The sequence below is a fragment of the Achromobacter veterisilvae genome, from assembly GCF_900496975.1.
GTDB classification, from domain to species: domain Bacteria; phylum Pseudomonadota; class Gammaproteobacteria; order Burkholderiales; family Burkholderiaceae_B; genus Achromobacter; species Achromobacter veterisilvae.
This window is the reverse complement of sequence record NZ_UFQC01000018.1, coordinates 25,953-51,605: the sequence shown is the minus strand read 5'-3', so window position 1 is coordinate 51,605 and position 25,653 is coordinate 25,953. Positions and strand designations below refer to the sequence as shown.

The 25,653-nt window shown below is 69.9% G+C and carries 21 protein-coding genes; 13 read left to right on the top strand and 8 right to left on the bottom strand.

Annotation, left to right across the window (positions count from 1 at the left end; genetic code table 11):
• Positions 1 to 24 precede the first annotated feature (24 nt).
• Positions 25 to 1,086, bottom strand: coding sequence for a LacI family DNA-binding transcriptional regulator (locus AVE30378_RS17610; RefSeq protein ID WP_129242164.1), 1,062 nt, complete (start codon positions 1,084 to 1,086; stop codon positions 25 to 27).
• 112 nt (positions 1,087 to 1,198) lie between these two features.
• Between AVE30378_RS17610 and AVE30378_RS17605 the strand changes: the two genes are divergently transcribed.
• The 8 genes from AVE30378_RS17605 (at position 1,199) to phbB (ending at position 10,586) form a co-directional block, all read left to right on the top strand.
• On the top strand, positions 1,199 to 2,218 hold the full coding sequence (locus tag AVE30378_RS17605) for a TRAP transporter substrate-binding protein (protein ID WP_129242163.1): 1,020 nt from the start codon (positions 1,199 to 1,201) through the stop codon (positions 2,216 to 2,218).
• A gap of 9 nt (positions 2,219 to 2,227) precedes the next feature.
• Entirely contained in the window at positions 2,228 to 4,108 is a 1,881-nt protein-coding gene (locus AVE30378_RS17600; protein WP_129242162.1) for a TRAP transporter large permease, read from the top strand.
• Positions 4,109 to 4,176: 68 nt separating this feature from the next.
• The gene (locus AVE30378_RS17595) at positions 4,177 to 4,716 is read left to right on the top strand and encodes a VOC family protein (RefSeq protein ID WP_129242161.1); all 540 of its coding nucleotides are present in this window, start codon (positions 4,177 to 4,179) and stop codon (positions 4,714 to 4,716) included.
• A 34-nt stretch (positions 4,717 to 4,750) separates the two neighbouring features.
• On the top strand, positions 4,751 to 6,028 hold the full coding sequence (locus AVE30378_RS17590; RefSeq protein ID WP_129242160.1) for a ribulose-bisphosphate carboxylase large subunit family protein: 1,278 nt from the start codon (positions 4,751 to 4,753) through the stop codon (positions 6,026 to 6,028).
• Positions 6,025 to 7,374 carry a four-carbon acid sugar kinase family protein gene (locus tag AVE30378_RS17585; RefSeq protein ID WP_129242159.1) on the top strand — a complete coding sequence of 450 codons (1,350 nt, stop codon included), beginning with the start codon at positions 6,025 to 6,027 and terminating at the stop codon, positions 7,372 to 7,374. Before AVE30378_RS17590 ends, AVE30378_RS17585 begins: the two co-directional genes overlap by 4 nt.
• 188 nt (positions 7,375 to 7,562) lie before the next feature.
• Positions 7,563 to 9,302 carry a PHA/PHB synthase family protein gene (locus AVE30378_RS17580; protein ID WP_129242158.1) on the top strand — a complete coding sequence of 580 codons (1,740 nt, stop codon included), beginning with the start codon at positions 7,563 to 7,565 and terminating at the stop codon, positions 9,300 to 9,302.
• A gap of 77 nt (positions 9,303 to 9,379) precedes the next feature.
• Positions 9,380 to 9,856 (top strand): hypothetical protein, encoded by a 477-nt coding sequence (locus tag AVE30378_RS17575; protein WP_129242157.1) that lies wholly within the window; start codon positions 9,380 to 9,382, stop codon positions 9,854 to 9,856.
• The gene (gene phbB / locus AVE30378_RS17570) at positions 9,846 to 10,586 is read left to right on the top strand and encodes an acetoacetyl-CoA reductase (protein ID WP_129242156.1); all 741 of its coding nucleotides are present in this window, start codon (positions 9,846 to 9,848) and stop codon (positions 10,584 to 10,586) included. The genes AVE30378_RS17575 and phbB overlap by 11 nt, the downstream gene beginning before the upstream one ends.
• A gap of 63 nt (positions 10,587 to 10,649) precedes the next feature.
• Here the strand turns inward: phbB and AVE30378_RS17565 are convergent, their stop codons facing one another.
• The 4 genes from AVE30378_RS17565 to AVE30378_RS17550 form a co-directional block, all read right to left on the bottom strand.
• Positions 10,650 to 11,927 (bottom strand): M28 family peptidase, encoded by a 1,278-nt coding sequence (locus AVE30378_RS17565; protein ID WP_129242155.1) that lies wholly within the window; start codon positions 11,925 to 11,927, stop codon positions 10,650 to 10,652.
• An 86-nt stretch (positions 11,928 to 12,013) separates the two neighbouring features.
• On the bottom strand, positions 12,014 to 13,003 hold the full coding sequence (locus AVE30378_RS17560; RefSeq protein WP_129242154.1) for a Bug family tripartite tricarboxylate transporter substrate binding protein: 990 nt from the start codon (positions 13,001 to 13,003) through the stop codon (positions 12,014 to 12,016).
• A 121-nt stretch (positions 13,004 to 13,124) separates the two neighbouring features.
• Positions 13,125 to 14,045, bottom strand: a complete 921-nt coding sequence (locus AVE30378_RS17555) for a LysR substrate-binding domain-containing protein (protein ID WP_129242153.1) — start codon at positions 14,043 to 14,045, stop codon at positions 13,125 to 13,127.
• A gap of 136 nt (positions 14,046 to 14,181) precedes the next feature.
• Positions 14,182 to 14,901: a GntR family transcriptional regulator gene (locus AVE30378_RS17550; RefSeq protein ID WP_129242152.1), complete on the bottom strand. Its 720-nt coding sequence runs from the start codon at positions 14,899 to 14,901 to the stop codon at positions 14,182 to 14,184.
• A 109-nt stretch (positions 14,902 to 15,010) separates the two neighbouring features.
• Between AVE30378_RS17550 and AVE30378_RS17545 the strand changes: the two genes are divergently transcribed.
• From AVE30378_RS17545 to AVE30378_RS17525, 5 genes are all read left to right on the top strand, one after another.
• Positions 15,011 to 16,024: an Ldh family oxidoreductase gene (locus AVE30378_RS17545; protein WP_244235083.1), complete on the top strand. Its 1,014-nt coding sequence runs from the start codon at positions 15,011 to 15,013 to the stop codon at positions 16,022 to 16,024.
• 31 nt (positions 16,025 to 16,055) lie between these two features.
• Complete coding sequence (locus AVE30378_RS17540) at positions 16,056 to 17,282, top strand: iron-containing alcohol dehydrogenase (protein ID WP_129242151.1); 1,227 nt, start codon at positions 16,056 to 16,058, stop codon at positions 17,280 to 17,282.
• Positions 17,283 to 17,313: 31 nt separating this feature from the next.
• Positions 17,314 to 18,762, top strand: coding sequence for an NAD-dependent succinate-semialdehyde dehydrogenase (locus AVE30378_RS17535; protein ID WP_129242150.1), 1,449 nt, complete (start codon positions 17,314 to 17,316; stop codon positions 18,760 to 18,762).
• Between the two features lie 70 nt (positions 18,763 to 18,832).
• Positions 18,833 to 19,921: an isocitrate/isopropylmalate dehydrogenase family protein gene (locus AVE30378_RS17530; protein WP_129242149.1), complete on the top strand. Its 1,089-nt coding sequence runs from the start codon at positions 18,833 to 18,835 to the stop codon at positions 19,919 to 19,921.
• 49 nt (positions 19,922 to 19,970) lie between these two features.
• Entirely contained in the window at positions 19,971 to 20,954 is a 984-nt protein-coding gene (locus AVE30378_RS17525; RefSeq protein WP_129242148.1) for a Bug family tripartite tricarboxylate transporter substrate binding protein, read from the top strand.
• 160 nt (positions 20,955 to 21,114) lie between these two features.
• Here AVE30378_RS17525 and AVE30378_RS17520 read toward each other — a convergent pair whose 3' ends face one another.
• From AVE30378_RS17520 to AVE30378_RS17510, 3 genes are all read right to left on the bottom strand, one after another.
• A complete protein-coding gene (locus AVE30378_RS17520) occupies positions 21,115 to 23,517 on the bottom strand; it encodes a DNA internalization-related competence protein ComEC/Rec2 (RefSeq protein WP_244235082.1) in 2,403 nt (800 codons plus the stop codon).
• 192 nt (positions 23,518 to 23,709) lie between these two features.
• Positions 23,710 to 24,684 carry a Bug family tripartite tricarboxylate transporter substrate binding protein gene (locus tag AVE30378_RS17515; protein ID WP_129242146.1) on the bottom strand — a complete coding sequence of 325 codons (975 nt, stop codon included), beginning with the start codon at positions 24,682 to 24,684 and terminating at the stop codon, positions 23,710 to 23,712.
• Between the two features lie 88 nt (positions 24,685 to 24,772).
• On the bottom strand, positions 24,773 to 25,648 hold the full coding sequence (locus tag AVE30378_RS17510) for an HpcH/HpaI aldolase/citrate lyase family protein (RefSeq protein ID WP_129242145.1): 876 nt from the start codon (positions 25,646 to 25,648) through the stop codon (positions 24,773 to 24,775).
• Positions 25,649 to 25,653: the final 5 nt, after the last annotated feature.

Below are 25,653 nucleotides of genomic sequence, written 5' to 3'. Positions count from 1 at the left end.
CGTCTTCGCGCACCGGCACCCGGCCTACGGCAGGTTCTCGCGGAAGATCACCTGACTGCGGGCCAGTTCCACGCCGTTCATCGCGCTGCGCTTGTCGCGCAGGTTGCCGAAAATGCGCACGCAGCTCATCAGGGCCTCCATCGGGCTTTGCGTGATGACCGCGTCCATGGTCCCGTCGATCAGCAGCGAACGGGTGTCGGGCGTCAGGCCGTGGCCGATGAAGACGACGCGGTGCTGCAGGCCCGCCTCTTTCAGCGCGCGCGCCACGCCGTCGGACGCGCCGCCGATGTTGTAGATGCCGGCCAGTTGCGGATATTGCTCGAGCAACTGCCGCGTCTGCTCATAGTTCCGCTGCGCGTCGTCGTAGCCTTCGCGCAGGTCCACCACCTGCATGGCCTGGAACTGTTCCGCGTACAACTGCAGGAAGCCGCCTTCGCGTTCCTCGTGCGCCCGGTAGTGGCGCGACCCGGCGATCAGCGCCACGTGCGCCGCCCGCGAACCGATGAAGCGCGCGATCAGGTATCCGGCGGTGCGGCCGGCGGCGCGGTTGTCCAGGCCCACGTAGGCCGCGCGCGCGCTGTTGGCGATGTCGGAAATCAGCGTCACCGCCGGCACGCCCCGCTGCGCGAGCGTATTGACGGCTTCGCGCACCGCCGGATGCTCCAGCGCCATGAACGCGATGCCGTCCGCGCGCCTGCCGTGCTTGGCCAGCGCCTGCGCCAGCGCGTCGGGGTTGAAGCTTTCCACGTACTCGACCTGGCACTTGGCGTTCAAGGGCGCGAAGTGCTCCTGCGCGTAGCCGACGGTATCGCCCAGCATGCGCAGATAGCGGTTGCTGCCCCGCGGCAGCAGGAACACCAGCCGCATCGGTTCGGACGCGGCGGCCGAGCGGATTTCCTGCTCGGGCAGGTAGTCCAGTTCGATGGCGGCCCGGAAGACCTTTTGCGCGGTGCTGGCCCGCACCCCGGGACGGCGGTTCAGCACGCGGTCGGCCGTGGCGGTGGAGACGCCGGCCCGCGCCGCCACGTCCGCCAGGCGCGCCAGCTTGCGTTCGGAAGGAGTTCGATTCACATCAAAAACCATCATGAATGAAGTTTGACGATGATAGCGCCTATTCACTATTGTCCAGTCTGCCGCATGGGATTGGCGCTTTTGCGGAACATCAAAAAACATCATAACCATGATTATGGAGACAACCATGAAGCTGCTGACACGCCGCAGTGCCCTGCGCCGCCTTGCCGCGGTTCCCGCCCTTGCCCTGACCGGCGGCTTTCCGCTGGTCGCCCGCGCGGCCGACTACACGCTCAAGTACGGCAACAACCTGCCCGTCACCCATCCGCTGAACATCCGCGCCCAGGAAGCCGCCGAACGCATCCTAAAGGAAAGCAACGGGCGCGTGGACATCAAGATCTTCCCGAACAACCAGTTGGGCGGGGACACCGACATGTTGGCGCAGGTGCGCTCGGGCGGCATCGACTTCTTCACGCCTTCGGCGCTGGTGATCGCGACCCTGGTGCCGGTCGCGGCGATCAACGCCGTCGGCTTCGCCTTCAAGGACTACAACCAGGTCTGGAGCGCCATGGACGGCGCGCTGGGCGCGCACGTGCGCGCCGCCATCGCGCAGCGCCGGCTCTATGCCTTCGAAAAAATGTGGGACAACGGCTTTCGCCAGACCACCAGCAGCAAGGCCCCGGTCAAGACGGCCGCGGATATGGAGGGCCTGAAGATCCGCGTGCCGGTGAGTTCCCTGCCCATCTCCATGTTCAAGGGCCTGGGCGCCGCCCCGGCCAGCCTGCAGTTCAGCGAGGTGTATTCGTCGCTGCAGACCAAGGTGGTGGACGCGCAGGAAAACCCGCTGCCCATCATCCAGGTGGCCAAGCTGTACGAAGTGCAGAAGTACTGCTCGCTCACCAACCACATCTGGGACGGCTACTGGTTCATCGCCAACGGCCGCATGTGGGAAGGCCTGCCGGAAGACCTGAAGACGGTCGTGGCGCGCGGCATCAACGAAGCCGGCCTGGCGCAGCGCGAAGACATCAAGAAGCTCAACGCCTCGGTGCAGTCGGACCTGGAAGGCAAGGGCCTGCTGTTCAACCAGCCGTCCGCCGACAGCTTCCGCGAACAGTTGCGCAGCGCCGGTTTCTACAAGGAATGGCAGGGCCGCTTCGGCAACGAGGCCTGGACCCTGCTGGAGCAGGCCGTCGGCAAGCTGGCCTGAGGTCGCGCCATGTCTTCCCTGTCCGCCCCCCACGCCGCGCCGCCCCTGCTGCCGGCCCATCCCTTGCGCCGGGCCGCCGGCGCGCTGGACGGGCTGCTGGGCTGCGTGGTCGAGCACGCGGCCGCGGCCATCGTGCTGGTCGAGATCGCCGTGCTGTTCGCGGGCGTGGTGGCGCGCTACGCGTTCCACAGCCCGCTGGTCTGGTCCGACGAACTCGCGTCCATCCTGTTCCTGTGGCTGTCCATGCTGGGCGCCGTGGTCGCGTTGCGGCGCGGCGAGCACATGCGCATGACGGCGCTGGTCAACAACGTCGGCCCGGCGCGCCGCGCGCAACTGGAAACGGCCGCCATGGCCGCGTCGCTGGCCTTCCTGGCGCTGATCCTCGCGCCCGCCGCCGAATACGCGCATGAAGAACACTTCATCATCACGCCCGCGCTGGAGCTGAGCAACGCCTGGCGCGCCGCCGCCATCCCCGTCGGCATGGGGCTGATGGCGGTCGTCGCCCTGCTGCGCCTGGTGCGCACGCAGACCCTGCCCCAGATGCTGGCGGCGCTGGCGGGCGCCGCGGCCGTCGTCGCGCTGTTCTGGCTGGCGCAGCCGCTGTTCTCCACGCTGGGCAAGCTGAACCTGCTGGTCTTCTTCGTCGGCATCGTCGCGGCCACGGTCTTCGCCGGCGTGCCGATCGCGTTTTCGTTCGCGCTGGCCACGTTCTCCTACCTGGCCCTGACCACCAACACCCCCATGCTGGTGATGGTGGGCCGGCTGGACGAAGGCATGTCCCACCTGATGCTGCTGGCCGTGCCGCTGTTCATCTTCCTGGGATCGCTCATCGAAATGACCGGCATGGCGCGCGCCATGATCCAGTTCCTGGCCAGCCTGCTGGGCCACGTGCGCGGCGGACTATCCTACGTGCTGATCGGCGCCATGTACCTGGTGTCCGGCATTTCGGGCTCCAAGATCGCCGACATGGCCGCCATCGCGCCCGTGCTCTTCCCGGAAATGCAGAAGCGCGGCGCCAAGCCGGGCGACCTGGTGGCCCTGCTGTCGGCCACCGGCGCGCAGACCGAGACCATTCCTCCGTCCATCGTGCTGATCACCATCGGTTCGGTGACGGGCGTGTCCATCGCCGCGCTGTTCACCGGCGGCCTGCTGCCGGCCGTGGTGCTGGGCCTGGCGCTGTGCTCGGTGGTGTGGTGGCGCTACCGCAAGGAAGACCTGAGCCTGGCGCAGCGCTTCACCCTGAAGGAGATCGGCCGCTACTTCGCGATCGCGCTGCCCGCCGTGGCCCTGCCCTTCGTGATCCGCGCCGCGGTGGTCGAAGGCGTGGCGACCGCCACCGAGGTGTCCACCATCGGCATCGTGTATTCCGCCATCGTCGGCCTGCTGGTCTACCGGCGTTTCGATTGGGCGCGGCTTCGGCCCATGCTGATCGAGACCGCCTCGCTGTCGGGCGCCATCATGCTGATCGTGGGCTGCGCCACGGCCATGGCCTGGGCCCTGACCCAATCGGGATTCTCGGGCGACCTGGCGCGCCTGATGGCCGGCATGCCCGGCGGCGCCTACGGTTTCCTGGCCGTGTCCATCGTGGCCTTCATCATCCTGGGCAGCGTGCTGGAAGGCATTCCCGCCATCGTGCTGTTCGGCCCGCTGCTGTTCCCGATCGCGGCGCAGGCCGGCGTGCACGAGGTGCACTACGCCATGGTCGTGATCTTCTCGATGGGCATCGGCCTCTTCGCGCCGCCCTTCGGCGTGGGCTACTACGGCGCCTGCGCCATCAGCCGCGTCGATCCCAACGAAGGGATCGGCCCGATCTGGGGCTATATCGCCGCCCTGCTGGTGGGCCTGGTCATCGTCGCGGCCTTCCCCTGGTTCTCCATCGGTTTCCTGTAAAGCCCGCGGCCCGGACGCGGGCCGCGCTTTCCCGGCACTCTCCAACCCTACTCCTGCGAAGATCCATCATGAGTCGTTTCCTGGGCGAAATCCGCCAACTCGGTTATGTGGTCCACGACATCGAAGCCGCCATGGACTACTGGAGCACCACGCTCGGCGTGGGCCCCTGGTACTACAACCCGCGCGTGCCCATCGTGAACTACCGCTACGACGGCGCCAGCCATGAACCCCACAACTCGGTCGCGCTGGCCAACTCCGGCTTCGTGCAGGTCGAGCTGATCCAGACGCGCAACGACGTGCCCTCCATGTACCGCGACTTCCTGCAAGCCGGCCGCACCGGCCTGCAGCACGTGGCCTACTGGACCGAAGACTACGACGCCGACCTGGAGCGCCTGCTGGCGCAGGGCTTCAAGCCCAAGATGAGCGGCGAAGTGGGCGAAAAGGGCCGCTTCATCTATTTCGACACCGAATACCACCCCGGCACCGTGATCGAGCTGTCCGAAGTGGCCGGCCCCAAGGGCCGCATGTTCGACCTGATCCGGGACAGCGCCCGCGACTGGGACGGCAAGGATCCCGTCCGTCCCTTCCCCGACCTGAGCCGACTCTGACGCATCCCCTTCGCCACCGCCGCATACCGCCACCATGAATTCCCAATCGTTTACCGCCACGTACCTGATCGAAACCCCGCTGGACCCCGCCCGGGTGGCCGAGGTCATGGCCGGCGAGCAATCCTGCGGCACCTTCACGCGGGTCCAGGGCGAAACCGACGAACTGCGCGCCCGCGCCCGCGCGCGCGTTGAATCCATCGACATGCTGGAGCCCGCCGCCGCCCCCAGCCTGCCCAACGCGTGGCTGGCGCGCCAGCCGGGCGGCATGCCGGCGGAGTACCGGCGCGCCCGCGTGCGCATCGCCTTTCCCGTCGCCAACGTCGGCGCCAACCTGCCGACGCTGGCGGCCACCGTCGGCGGCAACCTGTACGACCTGGGAGAAGTCACCGGCCTGCGCCTGGAAAGCCTGGAACTGCCGGCGAACTACCGAGCCCAGTTCGACATGCCCCGCGCCGGCATCGCCGGCACCCGCGAGCTGACGGGCGTAGCCAGCGGCCCCCTGGTGGGCACCATCATCAAGCCGAACGTGGGCCTGTCGCCCGAGCAGACCGCGCACCTGGCGGCCCAGCTTTGCGCCGCGGGCGTCGACTTCATCAAGGACGACGAGGTCTGCGCCAACCCGTCCCACGCGCCGCTGGCGCAGCGCGTGGCGGCCGTCATGGCCGTCGTCCGCGCGCACCGCGAGCGCACCGGCCGCCAGGTCATGGTGGCGTTCAACATCAGCGACGAAACCGACGCCATGCGCCGCCACGCCGATCTGGTCGAACGCGAGGAAGGCACCTGCGTCATGGCCAGCCTGAACCACTGCGGCTACTCGGCCATCCAGACCCTGCGGCGCGGCACGCCGCTGGCGCTGCACGGCCATCGCAACGGCTACGGCGCGCTGTCGCGCCACCCCATGCTGGGCGTGGGATTCCAGGCCTACCAGACGCTGTGGCGGCTGGCGGGCGTGGACCACATGCACGTGCACGGCCTGCAGGGCAAGTTCTCGCAGGACGACCGAGAGGTCGTGGACTCCGCGCGCGACTGCCTGGCGCCGCTCACGCCCGGCATCGACGACGCCGTGATGCCCGCCTTCTCGTCGGGCCAATGGGCCGGCACCGTGCCCGCCACCTGGTCGGCCGTGCGCAGCGACGATCTGCTGTTCATGTCCGGCGGCGGCATCCTCGCCCACCCGGACGGCCCGGCCGCCGGCGTACTGAGCATCCGCCAGGCCTGGCAGGCGATGCGAGAGGGGCGGAGCCTGGACGACTACGCGCGCGATGCCCCCGAGCTGCGGCGCGCCATCGAGTTCTTCGGAAACCGCGCATGAACGGCGGCGAACGCGGCCCCTCGGCGCCGCGCGTGGCCTGGTACGGCGACGACTTCACCGGCGCCACCGACACGCTCGCGGAGGTGTCCCGCGCCGGCCTGCGCAGCCTGCTGTTCCTGGGCGTGCCCACCGCGGAGCAACTGCGGCGCGCGGGCCCGCTGGACGCCATCGGCATCGCGGGCGCGGCCCGCGCCATGGCGCCTTCCGAGATGCAGACGGAACTGGGCGGCGTGGGCCGCTTCCTGGCCGGCGCCGGCATCCGCGTGCTGCACTACAAATGCTGCTCCACCTTCGACAGCGCGCCCCACGTCGGCAGCATCGGCGCCGCCGTCCGCGAACTGCGCCGCCACATGCCCAATCCGCTGGTGCCCATCGTCGGCGGGCAGCCCAGCATCGGGCGCTATTGCAGCTTCGCCCAGTTGTTCGCCCGCGCCGGCTCCGCCCCCGACATCCACCGCATCGACCGCCACCCGGTCATGAGCGCGCATCCCGTCACGCCCATGCACGAAGCGGACCTCCGCCTGCACCTCGCGGCGCAAGGGCTGCCGGCTATCCGCTCGGTGCCGCACACCGCCTACCCGCGCTTGCGGCAGGCCTCGGACGCGCCCGCCGTGGAGGACTGGATCGGCCGGACCATCGGGGCCGCCGACGGCCCCCTCTTGCTGGACCTGGTCGACGACGAACAACTGGCCGTCATCGGCCGCCTGATCTGGCGCGCCGCCTCCCGCCTGCCGGTCCTGGCCGTCGGCCCCAGCAGCGTGCAGCAGGCGCTGGCCCGCGCCCTGCCCGACGCACCCGCGAGCGCCGCCCCGGCCCCGCTGCCGGCGGCCCGGGGGCCGGTGCTGGTGGTGGCCGGCAGCCTGTCGCCCGTCACGGCGCGGCAGATAGCCGCCTGCCGGCACTACACGCGCCAGCCGCTGCGCGTGGAACGCCTGCTCGCGGATGCCGCCTACGCCGCCGAACAGGCCCGGCAGGCCGTCGCCACGCTGGCCCAGGGCCGGAACGTGCTGGTGCATACCGACCGGCCGGCGCAGGCGCCCTCCGCCGAGCACACCGCCGCCACCGCCCGCGCCACCGCGCGGCTCGCCGCCGCGATCGTGCAGGGCAGCGCCCAGGCCGGCACGCGGCTCGGCCGCATCGGCATCGCGGGCGGCGACACCTCCAGCCAGGCCACCCTGGCCCTCGGCCTGTGGGGCCTGGCGTTCCGCTGCGTGCTCGCGCCCGGCGTCGCCGTCAGCATCGCCCGCAGCGACGACCCGCTGACCGATGGCCTGGAACTGATGCTGAAGGGCGGCCAGATGGGCGGCGACCTTCTGTTCGACGATTTGGCGCTGGGGATGGACTGAGGGTGGCGCCATCGGCCGCCGGCTTATCTGCCACGGTCTTGATCTCCGTCGAGGAAGTCCCAGTCGGTTTTGGCCGATAATCATCTGGCAGGCGAAAGAAATCCGCCCGCAATCCAGGCACAATCGAGTTAATCCTGCTTATCAAGCGGCGCTCCCCCCCGCGCCGCAACGAAAAAGGTGGCAGATAGATGAGCAAGCGCGCGCCCCCCTCACCGGACAATACCGCCCAGGCTCTGGACACGGCGGCCAAGGCGGCGCTGGCGCGCTGGACCGCGTCCTTCTCGCCCGCCGCGGGGCTGCTTGCCTGGACGGACTGGGCCGCGCACCTCGCCAATGCCCCGGGCAAGCGCCTTGCCCTGACCGAATTGGCCCTGCACCAGGCCGGCATGCTGGGCCAGTATCTGCTGGCCCAGTGCGCCGGCGACGGATCGGCCCCCTTGCCCTCCACGGACCGGCGCTTCGCCGACGCCGCCTGGCAACGCTGGCCCTTCAATGTCTATCACCAGCAATTCCTGCTCGCGCAGCAATGGTGGGAGACCGCCACGAGCGGCGTGCCCGGCGTCGATCCCCACCATGCCCAGGTGGCGGCCTTCGCCGCGCGGCAGTGGCTGGACGTGCTCTCCCCGGGGAACATCCCGCTCACCAATCCGGTGGTCATCCGCCAGACGTGGGAAGAAGCCGGCGCCAACCTCGCGCGCGGCGCGCGCAACGCCGCCGAGGACGTGCTGCGCGAAATGGCGGGCCAGCCGCCGGCGGGCGCCGACCATTTCCGCCCGGGCAAGGAAGTCGCCATCACCCCCGGCAAGGTGGTGCTCCGCAACCGCCTTATCGAATTGCTGCAATACGAGCCCGCGACCAAGACCGTCCATCCCGAGCCGATCCTGGTGGTGCCGGCCTGGATCATGAAGTACTACATTCTGGACCTCTCGCCGCACAACTCGCTCATCCGCTACCTGGTCAACCAGGGCTACACGGTGTTCTGCGTGTCGTGGAAGAATCCGGACGCGTCCCACCGCGACCTGGGCATGGACGACTATCTCAGCCTGGGCATCGGCGCGGCGCTGGACACGGTGGCCGCCATCGTGCCGCGCCGCCGCGTGCATGCCACCGGCTATTGCCTGGGCGGCACGCTGCTGGCCATCGCCGCGGCCGCCATGGCGCGCGACGGCGACGACCGGCTCGCCAGCCTGTCGCTGTTCACCGCCCAGACCGATTTCAGCGAACCCGGCGAACTGGGCCTGTTCATCGACGAAAGCCAGGTCAGCATGCTGGAAGCGCAGATGGCGCGCACCGGCTATCTGCGTGCCGGCCAGATGGCGGGCGCCTTCCAGATGCTGCGTTCGTACGACCTGCTGTGGTCGCGCATGGTCAACGACTACCTGCTGGGCAGGCGCCGCCCCATGTCCGACCTCATGGCCTGGAACGCCGACGCCACGCGCATGCCCGCGCGCATGCACGGGCAATACCTGCGCCGGCTTTTCCTGAACAACGATCTTGCCCAGAACCGCTACGAAGTGGGCGGCCGGCCCGTCATGCTCGGCGACCTGCGCCTGCCCATTTTCTCGGTAAGCACCGAGACCGACCACGTCGCGCCGTGGCGTTCGGTCTACAAGCTGCACTACCTCAGTCCCGCGCCCCTGACCTTCCTGCTGACCACCGGCGGCCACAACGCCGGCATCGTGAGCGAGCCCGGCCATCCGCGCCGCGCCTACCGCATCCTGTGCCGGCCGGCGAACCAGACCAGTCTCACCGCCGATGACTGGCTGGCGCAGGTGCCGCAACAGGAAGGCTCGTGGTGGCCTGCCTGGCTGCAATGGCTGGACAGCCAGTCGGGGCCGGCCAATGCCAAGCCGCCCGCCATGGGTGCGCCCCGCCGCGGCCTGCCGGTATTGGACCCCGCGCCCGGGACTTATGTGCTGGAGACGTAGCCTGCGTTTTCGCTAGACCCTCGGCCAGTCCGCCTGAACGAGAGCCCTCCTTTTCACACACTTTGCAAGGACGGATCATGAAGAAAGCCATAGCAGCCCCCGCCAGTCCTCCCGCGGCCCCGGCCTCGATGCTGGGCGCCAACCTCGCCTTTTGCCAGCGCCTGGCCTCGCTGGCCCAGGAAAGCCAGGCCCGCTGGGCCGAGCTGGGACAGCGGATCTGGGACGAACACGCCTACTTCTGCCAAGCCGCGTTCGCGCCCCTGCCGGAGACGCCAAGCTGGAAAACCCTGGCGCCCGCCCTGGGCGAAGCCGCGCAGCGCCAATGGCAGGCGCGCCTGAACGCCGCCGAAGCCGTCACGCACGCCGCCTTGTCGGAACAGGCCACGCTCGCCGCGGGCCTGTCCGAAGCCATGAATACCTGGCAGCACGATAGCGCCTGCGCCTGCAACGCGCTGATAAACGTTCCCGCCGAGAATATCTGGACCGCCATGGCCCAACAAATGACCTCCTCCGCCCAGCCGCAGCAAGCTTCGGGAGAACGGCATGGAAGCTAAGCACACCGCGCTCGTCACGGGAGGCATGGGCGCGCTGGGCCAGGCCGTGGCCCATGCGCTCCATGACGCCGGCCACAAGGTCATCCTTACCTGCCACCGGCACAGCCCCAAGGTACAGGCGTGGCTGGACACGCAGAAAGCCGCGGGGAGGGAATTCCTCGCCTATCCCGTGGACGTGGCCGATTACGACTCATGCCGGCAACTGGCCGCCGCCCTCGCCGCCGACGGGCATGCCATCGACATCCTCGTGAACAATGCCGGCGTCACGCGCGACGCCAGCCTGCGCAAGATGCCCCTCGACGACTGGAACGCGGTGCTGCGCACCAATCTGGACTCCATGTTCAACATGACTCAGCCCTTGCTGGACGGCATGGTGGAGCGGGGCTGGGGACGGATCGTCAACATTTCCTCGGTCAACGGCTTCAAGGGCGCGTTCGGCCAGACCAACTACGCCGCGGCCAAGGCCGGCATCCATGGCTTTACCAAGTCCCTGGCGCTGGAAGTCGCGCGCAAGGGCATAACCGTCAACACGGTATCGCCCGGCTATCTGGATACCCCGATGGTGGCGGCCGTGGCGCCCGATGTCCTGCGCGACAAGGTGCTGCCCCAGATCCCCGTCGGCCGCCTGGGCAGGCCCGAGGAAATCGCCGCGCTCGTCGCTTTCATCTGCAGTGACCTGGCGGCCTTCATGACGGGAAGCAACGTCGCCATGAACGGGGGCCAATACTGACGCCGAGGCCGCTCGGGGCCGGCATGGTCCGCCGGCCCGGCTCGCTGCCCGCCCTCGCCGCCCTTATCTCGACGCCAGGGATGCGAGCTGGGCGTCGCTCATGCGCAGCGCCGCGTCGGCCATCGCGCAAGTGACCGCCACGGCCTGGCGCAGTTCGGCTTCCTCGATGATGCCGGGCACGTCGCCCGCCGACAGGATATTGTTGACCCGCGACTCCGGCTTGCCGAATCCCGCCAGCAGGCGCAACGCCGGAATGCCGTGGCGCGCGAAGTTGGCATGGTCGGAGTTCGGCATCAGCGGCAGCCACGTGGCCACCGGCACGCCGCTGGCTTCGGCGGCCGCCTGCACCACCGGCGCCAGCGCCGGGAAATCGCTGATCAGCGCGGTCAAGGCCGCATCGCCGGCCACCGTATCGAGGTTGATGTCGAGCTTGATGCGCGCCCGCTCCGCGGGAGCAAGGTCCGCCAGGTAGCGCGCCGAGCCGGTCAACGCCCATTCCTCGGCGCAGAAAAAACAGAGCCGCAGGCTGGGCGTATCCGGTCCGACGCGCGCCGACAGGGCCCGGAACGCGGCCAACGCCGCCGCCACGCCCGTGCCGTTGTCCAGCGCGCTCGTGCCCAGGTCATGGCCGTCCATATGGGCGCTGATGACGATCACGCCGTCGCGCCCGCCCGCGATTTCCGCGATGCCGACACTGGCGCGCGCATCGTCGATCTCGCTGCCCCTGGCCACGATGCGCACACGCGCCGCGCCGGCCGCGCAGGCCGCCGCCAGCGCCGCGCCGCCTTCATGATCGATATACATGGCGGGGATGCCGGCGCCGCCGCGCGGCCTGCCCGAGGAACCCGACAGCACGCCCTGCCCGGGCACGTTGTTGGCGATCAGGAACGCCGCGGCGCCCGCCTCCACCGCCATGTCGTACTTGCGGCGGCGATGCACATGGTCGCCGGTGAACGGGTATTCGTGGCGCACGAGCACGGCGCGGCCGCGCGCGGCCGCGCCAAGCCGGGCGAAATCGTCGGGGCGGCCCGCTCCCGCGTCAACCACCTCCAGTTCCAGCCCGCCGGCCGGCGTGGACGCCGAACGCAACAGAGGGCGGCAGGCCAGCGGCTGCGGCGCCGCCCCCAACAGGTCAAGGCTCGCCAGCTCGCAGCGCCAGCCGTCGTAGGGCACGGTCAGCAACTGCGCGGTGGACGCGGCCTGCCGCGCCCGGCCCATGGCCCACTCCATGGCGGCGTCATCCTGCCCGCTGCCGGACATGCGTCCGCCAAAGGAGCAGACCGTCTCGAAATCACTCATCAGCGCCGCGTCATGGGCGGCGGCATGAAGCCAGGGTTCCATCTTGGATGTCTCGTGTTCCGGCGCCGGCGTCCGTCGGGACGGCGGCGACCGCGTTGGGGGAAGGCGGCGGACGTCGGGCCCGCGCGTCACTCGAACTTGATGCCCGCGCGCTGGACCACGTCCTGCCAACGGTCGAAGTCGGCGTTCAGCAACCGGGTCAGCGCCTCGGCGCCCGCGTCAGGCGGCGCCGCCACGCCGACGCTGCCCAGCCGCTGCTTGACGGGCGCGGACTGCATGACGGTCTTCATGGCGCTTTCCAGCTTGTCGAGCACCGGTTTGGGCGTGCCTGCCGGCGCCATGAGGCCCCACCAGCTTTGCACTGTCAGCTTCGGCAGGCCCAGTTCCTCGAAAGTCGGCACATCGGGCGTGGCGGCCTCGCGCGCCGGCGAGGACACGGCGATCGGCGCGATCTTGCCCCCCTGGTAGAGCGCGGCGGCCGTGGGCATGGTGGTGAAGCTCACCTGGATCTGGCCGCCCGCCAGGTCATTGACGGAAGCCGACGCCCCTTTATAGGGAATATGCACGAGCCTGCTGCCCGTGTTCAGCATGAACAGCTCGGCCATCAGATGCGTCAGCGAACCGTTGCCGCCGGAACCGATGGAAATGGACCCGGGCTTGTCCTTGGCGGCCGCGATCAACGCCGGCACCGTCTTGCCCTCGAAACGGGGATTGACGAACAGGTACATGGGGGACAGGCCCAGCAGCGAGATCGGCGCGAAGCCCTTCCGCGCGTCATACTTGACGCGGTCGCCATACAGCGCGGGCACGATGGTGAACGGCACGTCGGCCAGCAGCAGCGTGTAGCCGTCGGCGGCTTCGCCCGCCACGTAGGCGGTGCCGATCATCGATCCCGCGCCCGCGCGGTTCTCCACCACGACGGGCTGGCCCAGGGCCGCGCTCAGTTGATCGCTGATGCCGCGCGCGATGACGTCCGAACTGCCTCCCGTGGCATAGGGCACGATCAGGCGCACGGGTTTGTCGGGATACTCGGCCTGCGCCGGCGCGCCGGCAAAAAGCGCGGCCACGGCCAACGCGGGCAGGATGCGGGCGATGCGCGGGAACTTGGACATGTTCATGGTGTGGATCGAACCAGTAGGTCGCTAGGGTCCGGCCATTCTGGCGGCTCCCGGCCGGCCCGCGCAAAGGACATATGCGCATGGGGCATTCCACAGTGGAATACCGGCGACCGCTGCCCGCTCAGCGCGCCAGATACGCCCGCACCTGCGCGTTGAACGCCGCGGCCCGTTCCGCCACCCAATCGCAGAAGGCGTCGGCATAGGCCCCTCCCACGTTGGGACGGGGCTGCATCAGGTAATAGCCGTAGCGGCCCTCGACCGATTCGCCCAAGGGGCGCGCCAACTGCCCCGATTCCAAGTGCGAAAGGACCATGCACACCGGCACGATGGCGGCGCCCAGCCCGTGGAGGACGGCGGGCAGCAGCACGGAAAACCCTTCGTACTCGGGCGCCGTGGCCGGCGCGCCGGCCCAGAGCGGCGCCACGTCGGCGCGCCATTCGTCCCAGCTATAGCCGCGCTGCGCGCGCTTCAACAACGGCACCCCGTCGAGGTCCTCGACGGTGCGCACCGGATGGCGCGCCAGCAGGGAAGGCGCGGCCACGAGCGTCATCTCGCGGCCGCACAGGTATCGCGCCGACATGCCCGCCACGTGGCCGGTATGCAACTGGATCTCGGCATCGAAGCGCTCGGCCTGATCGCGGCCGTACAGCAGGCGCGGCCTTACGTTGACCCGCACTTCCGGGTGCAGGGCAAAGAACTCGGCCAGCCCGGGAATCAGGCAGAACTGCGCGAACGACGGAGACACCGCGACGTTCAGCGCCACGCGCGACATGGGATGCGCCACCAGCGCGTCGGCCTCGTCGATCAGGCGCACGGCGGCGCTGATCCGTTCCAGGTAAAGCGCGCCGGCATGCGTCAGCCGCAGCCCGTTGGGCAAGCGCTTGAACAGCGCCGTGCCCAGGCGATCTTCCAACGCGCCGATGTGCTTGCTCACCGCGCTCTGGGTCAGGTGCAGTTCTTCCGCGCTGCGGCTGAAATTGAGGCTGCGCGCCGCGGACAGGAAAATCCGCAGCGTAACCAGCGAATTCCGGGATCCCTTCATGCCGCAAGCGCCGGCCGCAGCCGGACGTTCTCCACCGCTTCTTTTCCGTTGCCCATCATGCGCGCGCCCCTGCCTGGCTTTTCAAAGAAGGGGAATATGACACAGCTTCGGCCCGCCGGCGACGGCGTGCCATGCCTCAATCCAGCATTTCGAAGAATGGCGCCATGCGTTCGCGCGACCGCAGGATATGGTCGCGCATGGCGGCCTGGGCGCCGTCGGCATCGCGCCGGTCCAGCGCCTGCACGATGCGCGCATGTTCGGTCACGGCCTCTTCCGTCACCCGGGAATGGAAGCGCAGCCGGAACAAATGCGTGTGCGCATACAGCCGCGCGAGCGCCTCGGCCAGCAGTTCATTGCCGCTTTGCTCCGCAATCCAGGAATGGAATTGCGCGTCCAGCACGGCGAACTTGCCGTAGGCCACGCGCGCGTCGTCGGCGCTCGGCGCGCTCATCGCGGCCGACAGCGCCGCCAATTGCTGGCGCGACGCGTCCGTCATGCGTTGCGCGGCCAGGCTGGCTCCGAACGGTTCCAGTTGCAGGCGCAGTTCATACATCTGCTCGAAGCGGCGGCGCGACGGCATGGGCGCGGCGCTGTAGCCCACGTGGTGCGTCTTCACGACCAGGCCTTCCGTTTCCAGCCGGATCAGCGCGGCGCGGATCGGCGTTTGCGACACGCCCAATTCCCGGACCAGCGCGTCCACCGCGATCCGCATCCCTGGCGCGATCTTCAAGGAAATGAGCTGCGACAACAGCGTTTCGTAGACCTCATCGCCCAATGAGCGCACGCGCTCGCCCAGGCGCGGCCCGCCGGGCGCGGCCGAGGACGCGGCTGTGGAGCCGAGGGAGAGAGTCGTCATGGTTGTCCCCTAGGTTTGCCAATAATCGGTTGACGTCCAATTTGTTACGAGGTTAGCATAAATCAGATCGTATTTCAGATCCGATCGGATTTAACCACTTACCGAGACTATGACGACAACGATAAAAATGGGGGAGGCATGGGAAGTCTGCATGCGCGCGCTGGAACAGGCCGGCACCCCCGCGGGCCATGCCGCGACGCAGACCAACCTGCTGCTCGAAGCCGAACTGCGGGGCCGCGCCTCGCACGGGCTATTGCGCCTGCCGCGCATCATCGAACGCATCCATAACGGCGTGGCGGACCCGAAGACCCGCGGCAAAGCCGTCTGGCGCTCGCCCGCCTTCCTGGACCTGGATGGCGAGCGCGGTCTCGGCCCCGTCATCGCGCTGGCGGCGCTGGACCAGATCCGCGAACGCGCCCGCGAGACCGGCATCGCCATCGCGGCGGTCAGCAACAACAACCATATCGGCATGCTGGCGCTGTATGCGGAACAGGTCGCCCGCGAAGGCCAGATCCTGCTGGCCCTGTCGACCAGCGAAGCCCTGGTTCATCCCTGGGGCGGCCGCCGCGCGTTGATCGGCACCAACCCCATCGCGATCGGCGTGCCCACCGAGGACGAACCCTTCGTGCTGGACATGGCCACCAGCCAGGTCGCCATGGGCAAGATCCACGACTACGCCAACCATGGCCGGGCGCTCGAGCCAGGCTGGGCGCTGGACGGCGCCGGCAACCCCACCACGGACGCCGCCGCCGCCAAGTCCGGCGCGCTGGCGCCCTTCGGCGAGGCCAAAGGCTACGCGCTGGGCCTGGCGTTCGAACTGCTGGTCGCCAGCCTGACGGCCTCCGCGCTCGGCACGGCGGTCAAGGGCACGCTGGATTCCAGCGCCGCCTGCAACAAGGGCGACGTCTTCATCGTGGTCGAAGCGGGATCCGGCGCGGTCGCCGCCCGCATTTCCGCTTATCTGGACGAGATCCGCGCCTGCCCCGCCCTGCTGCCCGGGCGGTCCGTCGCGGTGCCGGGCGACCGGGCCCGCGCCGAACGCCGCCAGCGCCTGGAAACCGGCATCGAACTGGCCGATGACGTCTGGCACCGCATTCTCGACCTGGCGCAATGCGCCGCCTGAACTCCACACGACTCCTCCTCAAGGATCCGCAATGACCGATTTGTTTGGAATCATGCGCACGCCGCGCGCCGTGCTGTTCGGCAACGGCCAGCGCCATGCGCTGGGCCGCGTCGCCGCCGCCCTGGGCCGGCGCGCGCTGATCTGCACCGACGAGCGCTTCGCCGGCACGCCGGAAATGGCCGGGCTGCTCGCGGCCCTGGAAAGCGCCGGCGTGCGCGTCCAGGTGTTCGACCGCACCCAGCCCGACCTGCCCGTCGAAGGCGTCTACGAATGCGTCGCCGCGCACCGCGCGTTCCAGCCCGACACGATCGTGGGGCTGGGCGGCGGCAGTTGCCTGGACATGGCCAAGCTCGTCAGCCTGCTGCTGGCGCACGGCGGCGAGGCCGCCGACTATTACGGCGAATACAAGGTGCCGGGCCCCACGATCCCGGTGATCGCCCTGCCCACCACCTCGGGCACGGGTTCCGAGGTCACGCCCGTGGCCGTGCTGGCCGACAGCGCGCGCGATCTGAAGGTCGGCGTGTCCAGCCCGCACCTGATTCCCCACACGGCCATCTGCGATCCGGAACTGACGCTGACCTGCCCCCGGGGGCTGACCGCCATCGCCGGGGCCGACGCGCTGACCCACGCCATCGAAGCGCTGACCGCGGTGCGGCGCAGCCCGGATCCCGACATCGCGCAGACGCGCGTGTTCGTCGGCAAGAACGCCTTCAGCGACCAGCAGGCGCTGATCGCCATCCGCGCGCTCGCTTCCCACCTTCCCCGCGCGGTCGAAGACGGCTCGGACCTGCACGCCCGGGGCCAGGTCATGGCCGCCGCGCTGGCCGCGGGCCTGGCCTTCGGCGTGGCGGGAACGGCGGCGGCCCACGCCATCCAGTATCCCATCGGCGCCCTGACCCACACCGCGCATGGCGCGGGCGTGGCCACGCTGATGCCCTACGTCATGGATTTCAACGCGCCGGCCTGCGCGGACGACTACGCGGACATCTCGCGGGCCATGGGCGATCCGGAAACCGACCCGGGCCGCCTGGCCGCCAACGCCCCCCGCCACGTCTACGAGCTGTTCGCGCGCATCGGCATCCCCGCCACGCTGGAAGGCCTGGGCGTGCGCGCGGACCAGCTCGACTGGATCGCCGGGCAGTCCCTGCTGGCGGCCCGCCTCGTCACGAACAATCCCCGCCCGCTGGACCAGGCAGGCATCGCGGCCATCGTGGCCGCCGCCCATGCCGGGCGGGGTTCGTTCCGCGACGCCCGATAACCCCCCTACTTCCCCTACCCGGAGCTGACACATGACCACCGAGGCCAGCAAGCTGTCCACTGACCTTTACATCGACGGCGCCTGGCGCGCCTCGACCTCGGGCCGCCGCATCGACGTGCTCGATCCGTCCACCGAGCAGACCATCGCCAGCGTGGCCGACGCCACGCTGGAAGATGCCGCCGCCGCCGTGGACGCCGCCTCGCGCGCCGCCGCCGGCTGGGCCGCGACCCCGGCGCGCCAGCGCGGCGAGATCCTGCGCAAGTGCTTTGAACTGATGATGCGCGACGCCGAGAGCCTGGCCCGCCTGATCTCGATGGAGAACGGCAAGGCGCTGGCGGATGCGCGCGGCGAAGTCGCCTATGCCGCCGAGTTCTTCCGCTGGTTTTCCGAAGAAGCCGTGCGCATCAATGGCGACATCAGCGTATCGCCCAGCGGCGCCAGCCGCATCATCGTGCAATACCAGCCGATAGGCGTCGCCCTGCTGATCACGCCGTGGAACTTCCCCGCCGCCATGGCCACCCGCAAGATCGCGCCCGCCCTGGCCGCCGGCTGCACCTGCATCCTCAAGCCGGCCACGGAAACGCCCTTGACCGCCTATGCCGTCGCCCGCCTGCTCGAAGAAGCCGGCGTGCCTCCTGGCGTGGTGAACGTGGTGACCACCTCGTCGGCCGGCAAGTTCGCCAATGCCGTGCTGGACGACCCGCGCGTGCGCAAGCTTTCCTTCACCGGCTCGACCGAAGTCGGCCGCGTGCTGCTGCGCAAGGCCGCCGACTCCATCATCAGTTGCTCGATGGAACTGGGCGGCAACGCGCCGTTCCTGGTGTTCGACGACGCGGATATCGACGCCGCGGTGGAAGGCGCCATGCTCGCCAAGATGCGCAACGGCGGCGAGGCCTGCACCGCCGCCAACCGCTTCTACGTGCAGCGCGGCGCGCTCGAGGCGTTCAGCGCCCGGTTCGCCGAGCGCATGGCCGCGCTGAAGACCGGCGACGGCGTCGGCGCGGATACGCAATGCGGCCCCCTGGTCAACGCGGGCGCGGTGGAGAAGGTGGCCTCGCTGGTGGACGACGCCGTCGCCAAGGGCGCGCGGATCAGCACCGGCGGCGCGCGGCTGGACCGGCGCGGCTACTTCTACGCGCCTACGGTGCTGGTGGACGTGCCGCCCGACGCCGACCTGCTGGGCGAGGAGATCTTCGGCCCCGTGGCGCCCATCGTGGCCTTCGATACCGAAGACGAAGCCGTGGCCCTGGCCAACGCCACCGAATACGGCCTGGTGGCGTATGTGTACACCCGCGATCTCGCGCGCGGCATGCGGGTATCGGAACGCATCGAAAGCGGCATGATCGCCCTGAACCGGGGCCTGGTCTCCGATCCGGCCGCGCCCTTCGGCGGCGTCAAGCAAAGCGGATTGGGCCGCGAAGGCGCGCACCACGGCCTGCTGGAATTCATGGAAGCCAAGTACATCGCCACCAACTGGTAGCGCGCCGCGCGCGGCCGCGCCCCCTGGCGCGGCCCCCCATCCCAAGTTTCACCTCAGGAGACAGCTAGACATGGCTACATATGAAATCGCGACCATCGACGGCGATGGCATCGGCCCCGAAGTCTGCCAATCGGCTATAACCGTGCTGAAAGAAGCCTGCGGCGCCGACCTGCTGGCGTTCAGCAGCTATGACGGCGGCGCCGACCACTACGTCAAGTCGGGCCACGTGCTGCCTGACGACACCTACGCCGCCTGCAAGGCGGCCGACGCCATCCTGCACGGCGCGGCGGGCATGCCCGGCGTGACCTACCCCGACGGCACCGAAGTCGGCAACGACCTGCACCTGCGCCTGCGCTTCCGGCTGGACCTGTACGCCAACGTCCGCCCGATCCGCCTGTACCAGGGCGTCGACTCGCCCCTCAAGCACTTCAAGCCGGGGCAGATCGACTACGTCATCGTGCGCGAAAACACCGAAGGCCTCTACGCAAGCCGTGGCGGCGGCATCGTGCTGCGCGACGAAGTGGCCACCGACACCATCGTCGTCACCCGCAAGGGCATCGAGCGCGTCGCCCGCTTCTCGTTCGATCTCGCCCGCCAGCGCAAGGGCGCGCCGCGCGACGGCAAGCGCCGCGTCACGGTCTGCGACAAGGCCAACATCCTGCGCACCTACGCCTTCTTCCGCAGCGTCTGCGACGACGTGGCGGCGGCCTACCCCGACGTCGAAATCGATTACGCCTACGCCGACGCGATCACGGTGCACATGCTCAAGCGCCCCGACTTCTACGACGTGATCGTGGCCGAGAACATGTTCGGCGACATCATTTCCGACCTGGGCGCCGCCACCATCGGCGGCATGGGCCTGTCGGCGTCGGCGGAACTGGGCGATACGCACGGCCTGTTCCAGGGCGCGCACGGCTCCGCCCCCGACATCGCCGGCCAGAACGCCGCCAGCCCGCTGGCCACCATCCTGTCCGGCGCGCTCATGCTGCGCTGGCTGGGAGACAAGCACGGCGACGCCGCGCTGACCGAGTCCGCCCAGCGCATCGAACTCGCGGTCGAACGCGTGCTCGCCAAAGGCGACCACGTGCCGCGCGATCTCGGCGGCACCGCAAGCTGCACCGACATGACGCAAGCCGTCTGCCGCGCACTGGCCCGCTGACCGCGGGACACCCCCTTCCACAACAAAGACATTACGAGGAGACACCCCAATGCTACGAATCGCCCCCATCCTGTGCGCCGCCCTGACTGCCGCAACCTTCGCCGCCCCGGCCGCCGCCCAGGACTACCCCAGCCGTTCCATCACAGTCATCGTGCCGTTCGCGCCGGGCGGCACCAGCGACACGCTGGGCCGGCTGGTGGCCACCTCGCTGGGCAAGCAGCTTGGCCAGACGGTGGTCGTGGAAAACTCGGGCGGCGCGGGCGGCCTGATCGGCATGCAGAAACTGCAAAAGAGCACGCCGGACGGCTATACCCTGGCCTTCAACAACATGTCGCTGGCGATCCTGCCGCACCTGCACCCCAAGGCCAACTACGACCCGCAGAAGGAGCTGGCGCCCATCGGCATCGTCGCGACGGTGCCCATGGTGCTGTCGGTCAGCAACAAGAGCGGCATCCAGGACCTGCCCGCCATGCTCAAGCGCATCCGCGACGAAAAAGCCGTCAAGCTCAATCTGGGTTCGAGCGGCCCGGGCAGCACGGCGCACCTGGCCGAGGCCATGTTCCTGCATTTCGCCAACGCGCGCGGCGAGCTCATTCCCTACCGCGGCACGGGCCCGGCGCTCACCGACCTGATGAGCGGGATGATCGACGGGGTCATAGACCAGACCGTGACCATGCTGCCGCTGCACCAGGACAAGCGCGTCAAGGCCATCGCCGTGACCGGAACGTCGCGTCTGGCGCAAAGCCCGGACATTCCCACGTTCGCGGAGGGCGGCCTCCCCGAGTTCGACCTGGCCATCTGGAACGGCCTGGTCGCGCCCGCCGGCACGCCCCAGCCCGTCGTCGACAAGCTGTCCGCCGCCCTGTCGCAAGCCATCGACACGCCCGAGTTCAAGACCCGGCTCGAGCAACTGGCGGCGCAGGCGCCGAACACCCAGGAACGCGGGCCCGTGGCCTTCTCGGATCTGCTCAAGCGCGATTCGGAACGCGTGTCATCCCTGGTCAAGAGCGCGAACCTGTTGGGCGCGAACTAGGCCCCAAGGGGCGGCCGGCGCCGCGACGCAGGATGACTGGAACGCGCTCTTGCGGGCAATGGACAGGGAGGACTTGGCAAAGAGCCCTGAATCCCGCCCCGCGGGAGGGCCACAGTTCGGATCCTGCCGAGCCATTGGCTCCGCCGTGGCCGGCGGCCCCTCAGTGCCCATGCCAATACCGCCGCCCGCGCTCCCGCTCGGCCCATACCTCCAGTCCGTCCGGGCCTGAGCGCGCCGTCACCGCGCCGTCGCGGTCGCTGCGCCAGAACGCCGCGCCCGCGCGCGTCCACCGCAGCTCCACCGCGCGGGCCGGGTGGCGGAAGCGGTTCAGATGGCCGGCCTGCGCGATCGCGTGGCCGGCGGCCGTGACGGCGACCAGCTCCCGGCCCGACGACGACGAAGAACCATGGTGCGGAGCCAGCACCACGTCCGTGGCGGGAAGCCCGGACGCGGCCAGTTCGCGCTCTTGCGCCAGGCCCACATCCCCGGTCAGCAACAGCGAATGGGCCGCGCCTTCCACGCGCAGCACGCAGCTTTCCGCGTTGCGGTCTTCCGGCGCCCCGCCGCCGTCGCGCGCCGGATGCAGGAACGTGAACGTCACGCCGTCCGCTTCCCACTGCTGTCCGCGCCGGCATCGCTGCGCGTCGCGCGGCGGGGCGGCTGGCAACTTACCCGCATCCGGCCATAGGCGGGCATCGCGCCGCAGGAACGCCGCCAGGTCGAACGAAGCGTAGCCGCGCAGCACCGGCACCGCCGCCAACACGGCTTGCGCGCCGCCGACGTGGTCGATATCGGCGTGCGACAGGACCAGCACGTCCAGCCGCCGGATGCCGCGCGCCTGCAGGAAGGGCGCGACCACGCGCTCGCCGGCGTCGCTGCCGCCATGGTGGCGCGGCCCGGCGTCGAACAGCAGGGCCTGGCTGGCCGTCTCCACCAGGATGGCGCTGCCCTGCCCCACGTCCAGGGCGCTCATGCGCCAGTATCCCGGTTCAGGCCTGTCCGGACGCCAGAACAGCAGGGGCAGCATGCAGGCCCACCCCAGCCGCCGGCCCGGCCATCCGCGAACCTGCAACGCCCAGGCCATGCCGGCCACCGCCAGCGCCAGCCACGGCCAGGGCGCCGCGGCCACCGGAAAGCTGGCCCACTCGGCGTTGCCCACCCAGGCGACCGGGGCCATGGTCAGCTCGAACGCATGCAGGCCCGCCCGCCCCGCGAGCGCGGCCATGCCTCCGGCGCCCGGCACCGCCGACAGGGCCGCGCACAGCAGCGCCAGCGGCGTCACGATGAAAGTCACGGCGGGAATCGCCACGGCATTGGCCAGGGGCGAACCCAGCGACACCTGATGGACCAGGTACGCCAGCAGCGGCGTCAGGCCCAGCGTCACCATGAGTTGCAGCCGCGCCGCCTGGGCCAGCCGCGCCGCCCAGCGCGCCCGCCAGCCGGCCTCCGCGTCGAACGGCGCGTCCGCGATGCGCAGCAGGACGGCAACCGCCCCGAACGACAGCCAGAACCCCGGCGCCAGCGGCGCCCACGGATCCAGCGCCGCCACCGCCGCGGCGGCGCTGGCCAATACCCTGTCCGCCGACACGGGCAGGCGCGACACGGACGCCGCCAGCGCCACCGACAGCATGAAGAAGGTACGGCGCGCCGGCACGCCCCAGCCGGCCAGCAGACAATACAGCAGCGCGGCGATGGCGGCGGCGGCCCCGCCCGCCGCGCGCGCTGGTGCGTATTCGGCCAGACCCACTCCCCGCCAGCGCGCGCGCCGCCAGACGGCGGCCACCAGCAGGCCCACGATGCCGGCGATCGACGTGACGTGCATGCCGCTGATCGACACGAGATGCGTGATGCCGCTGCGGTTGAACAGGCGCCAGTCCTCGCGCGCCACGCCCGCCTGGTCGCCGATCGCCAGGGCGATCAGCACCGGCGCGTAGCGGTGCTCGCCCAGCGCGGCGCGCAAACCCTCCCTGACGCGATGGCGCGCGCGTTCGATCGCCACGCCCGGCGTCGCCCACGGCCGGTCGGCCAGCAGGCGGGGCTGTCCGCGCACCGTGCCCACCGCGCGCAGGCCCCGCGCGAAGAGACGCCCTTCCGCGTCCGGCCCGTCGGGGTTCAGCAGGCCGTGCGGGCGCCGCAGCACCAGCGCCATGCGCCACACCTGCCCCGGCATCAGCGTGGGCAGCCCCGCCTGCGCGCCCGGCGCCGCCTGCCAGGCGACCTGGATGCGGGACGGAACGCCCGGCGCGGCGGGCTCGTGCAGTTCGGCCACGAAACGCTGGCCGCGCTCGTCGCCATCCGGCAGTTCGGCGATGCGCAGCACCAGCCGGGATACGGCGTCATGGTGGACGTCACCCAGCCCGTCGTCCAACCGCCATTGCGCCCGCGCGCCGGCATTGAGCAGCCCCGCGCACAGGCCCAGCGCCAGGGCCGAACAGGCCTTCGCGCCCCCATGGCGCGAGCGCAGTAAAGCGGCAAGCGCCAGCAGGCACGCCCCCGCCAACAGCCACGCCGCGCCGGCCCCGGGCAGGCGCGGCGTCACCTGCACCAGTCCCGAGCCCGCCACGAACGCGATGCAGAAAATACGGCCTGTGATATACGCCTCCCGAAACGGGACAGCGTAGGCGCAAGCGTTGCGGAGCGGGCTGCGGCGGGGGCGGTTTTATCCGCCTCGGGTGGCCGCGTACGCTTGGCGGTAAACCGGCGCCCGGCAACGCCGGCTAGGCGCGCAGCGTCCGCGATTTCGCCCGCAGGCGAGTCATTCCGGCTGAATGCCCGCCTGCCTGACCTTGTCTCCCCAGACCTTTTCCTGTTGCGCCACGAAAGGCCCGAACTCCGACGCCGGCGCCGGCATGGGCTCCGCCCCCAGTTGGACCAGCTTGCCCTTGATCTCTTCCGACGACACGATCTTGTAGAGTTCGTCGCCCAGCCGCTGGGCGATGGGCGGCGGCAGCTTCGCGGGCCCGAAGATTCCGACCCAGGCGGCCAGGTCGAACCCGGGCTGTCCCAGCGCCTCGGATACGCTCGGGAGGCTTGGCGCCAGCGAACTGCGTTTCTCGGTCGATACCGCCAGCGCCTTCAAGGTGCCGGCCTGGATGTGGGCGGTGGCCGACGCCAGGTCCACGAACATGAACGTGGCGCGTCCGCCGATGATGTCCGTCATCGCCTGCGGCGTGCTCTTGTAGGGAATGGCCGTCGCCTTCAGCCCGGTCAGCTTGTCGAACGAAGCGGCCGAGATCTGGCCGGTGCTGTTGCCATAGGCATAGTTCAGGCCCTGGGGATTGGTTTTGCCGTAGCGCAACAGATCGTCGACGCTGTTGATCGGCAACTTGGCGCTGACCGCCAGCACGAACGGGAAATTGCAGACCTGCACCAGCGGCGTGAAATCCTTGATCGGATCGTAGCGGAGGTTCTTGTACAGGTAGGGATTGGAAGAATGGGTGGTGTTCGTGGCCAGCATGATCGTGTAGCCGTCGGGCTGGGCGCGCGCCACCATGTCGGCGGCTATCTGGCCCGAAGCGCCGGGCCGGTTCTCGACGATCACGACCTGCCCCAGGGCCGCCTGCAGGCGCTCGCCGATCAGGCGGGCGACGATGTCGCTGGCGCTGCCCGCGCCGAATGCCGTGATCAGTTTCACGGGCTGGGATGGATAGTCCGCCGCCTTCGCGGGCCCCGCCAGAGTCAGCGCGAGCCAGGCGGCGGCGCATAGCGGCTTGAATACGGAACGCATCATGTCTCTCTCCTTGAAGAGGCGCCGGCCTTGTTCCGGACGGTCGCCGTGGGCTCGGGACAGGACCTTCGTCGGTCCCGCCCCAGCGGGTTCAGCCTGCGGCCGGGACGCTGGCCAGAATGCGCATCGCCTGCTTCAGATGCGGGCGGTCCAACATTTCTCCGTCCAGTTGCAGCGTGCCGGCCCCGGGCGCCTGCTCGAACGCCTGGACAATACGGCGCGCGCGCTCGACATCCGCGGGATCGGGCGTGAATGCCTCATTGATGGCGGCCACCTGGTCCGGATGGATCGCGATCTTGCCGGTGAAGCCGGCGCGCCGCGCCCGCGCCGCGTCCTTGCGCAGGCCTTCCGTATCCCGGAAATTGCCCCATATCGTGTCGATGGCGGGCACGCCTGCCGCGGTGGCGCCCAGCAGGCAGAGAGAGCGCGCAAGCTGATACGTAAAGTCGTACTCGCCGTCTTCGCGCCGATTGCTGGCCGCTCCGAGCACCGCGGCCAGGTCTTCCGCCCCCCAGGTCAGCCCGCGCAAGCGCGGGCTGCAATCCGCATAGCCGCCCAGGTTGAACATGGCGCCCGCGGTCTCGGTGGCAACCGGCATGATGCCGATGGCGCCGGGCTCCAGGCCTTCGCGCGCTTCCAGCGCGGTGAGGTAATGGTCCAGCGTGACGATGGCCTGCGCGCCCTGGCCTTTCGGCAGCAGAATGGCGTCGGGCGCCGACCTCACCACCGCCGCCAGGTCGTCCAGCGCCAGGCCCGAATCCAGGGGGTTGATGCGCACCCACAGTTCCGGGCCCGACGCGGGACGCGCCGCCAGGTATTCCCTCACGATGACGCGCGCCGCCGGCAGCCGCGCCGCGTCCACCGCATCCTCCAGGTCCAGGATCAGGGCGTCGGCGCCGGCGGCCGGGGCCTTGGCCAATTTGCGCTCGCTATCCCCGGGGACGAACAACATCGATCTCAATGCCATTTTCT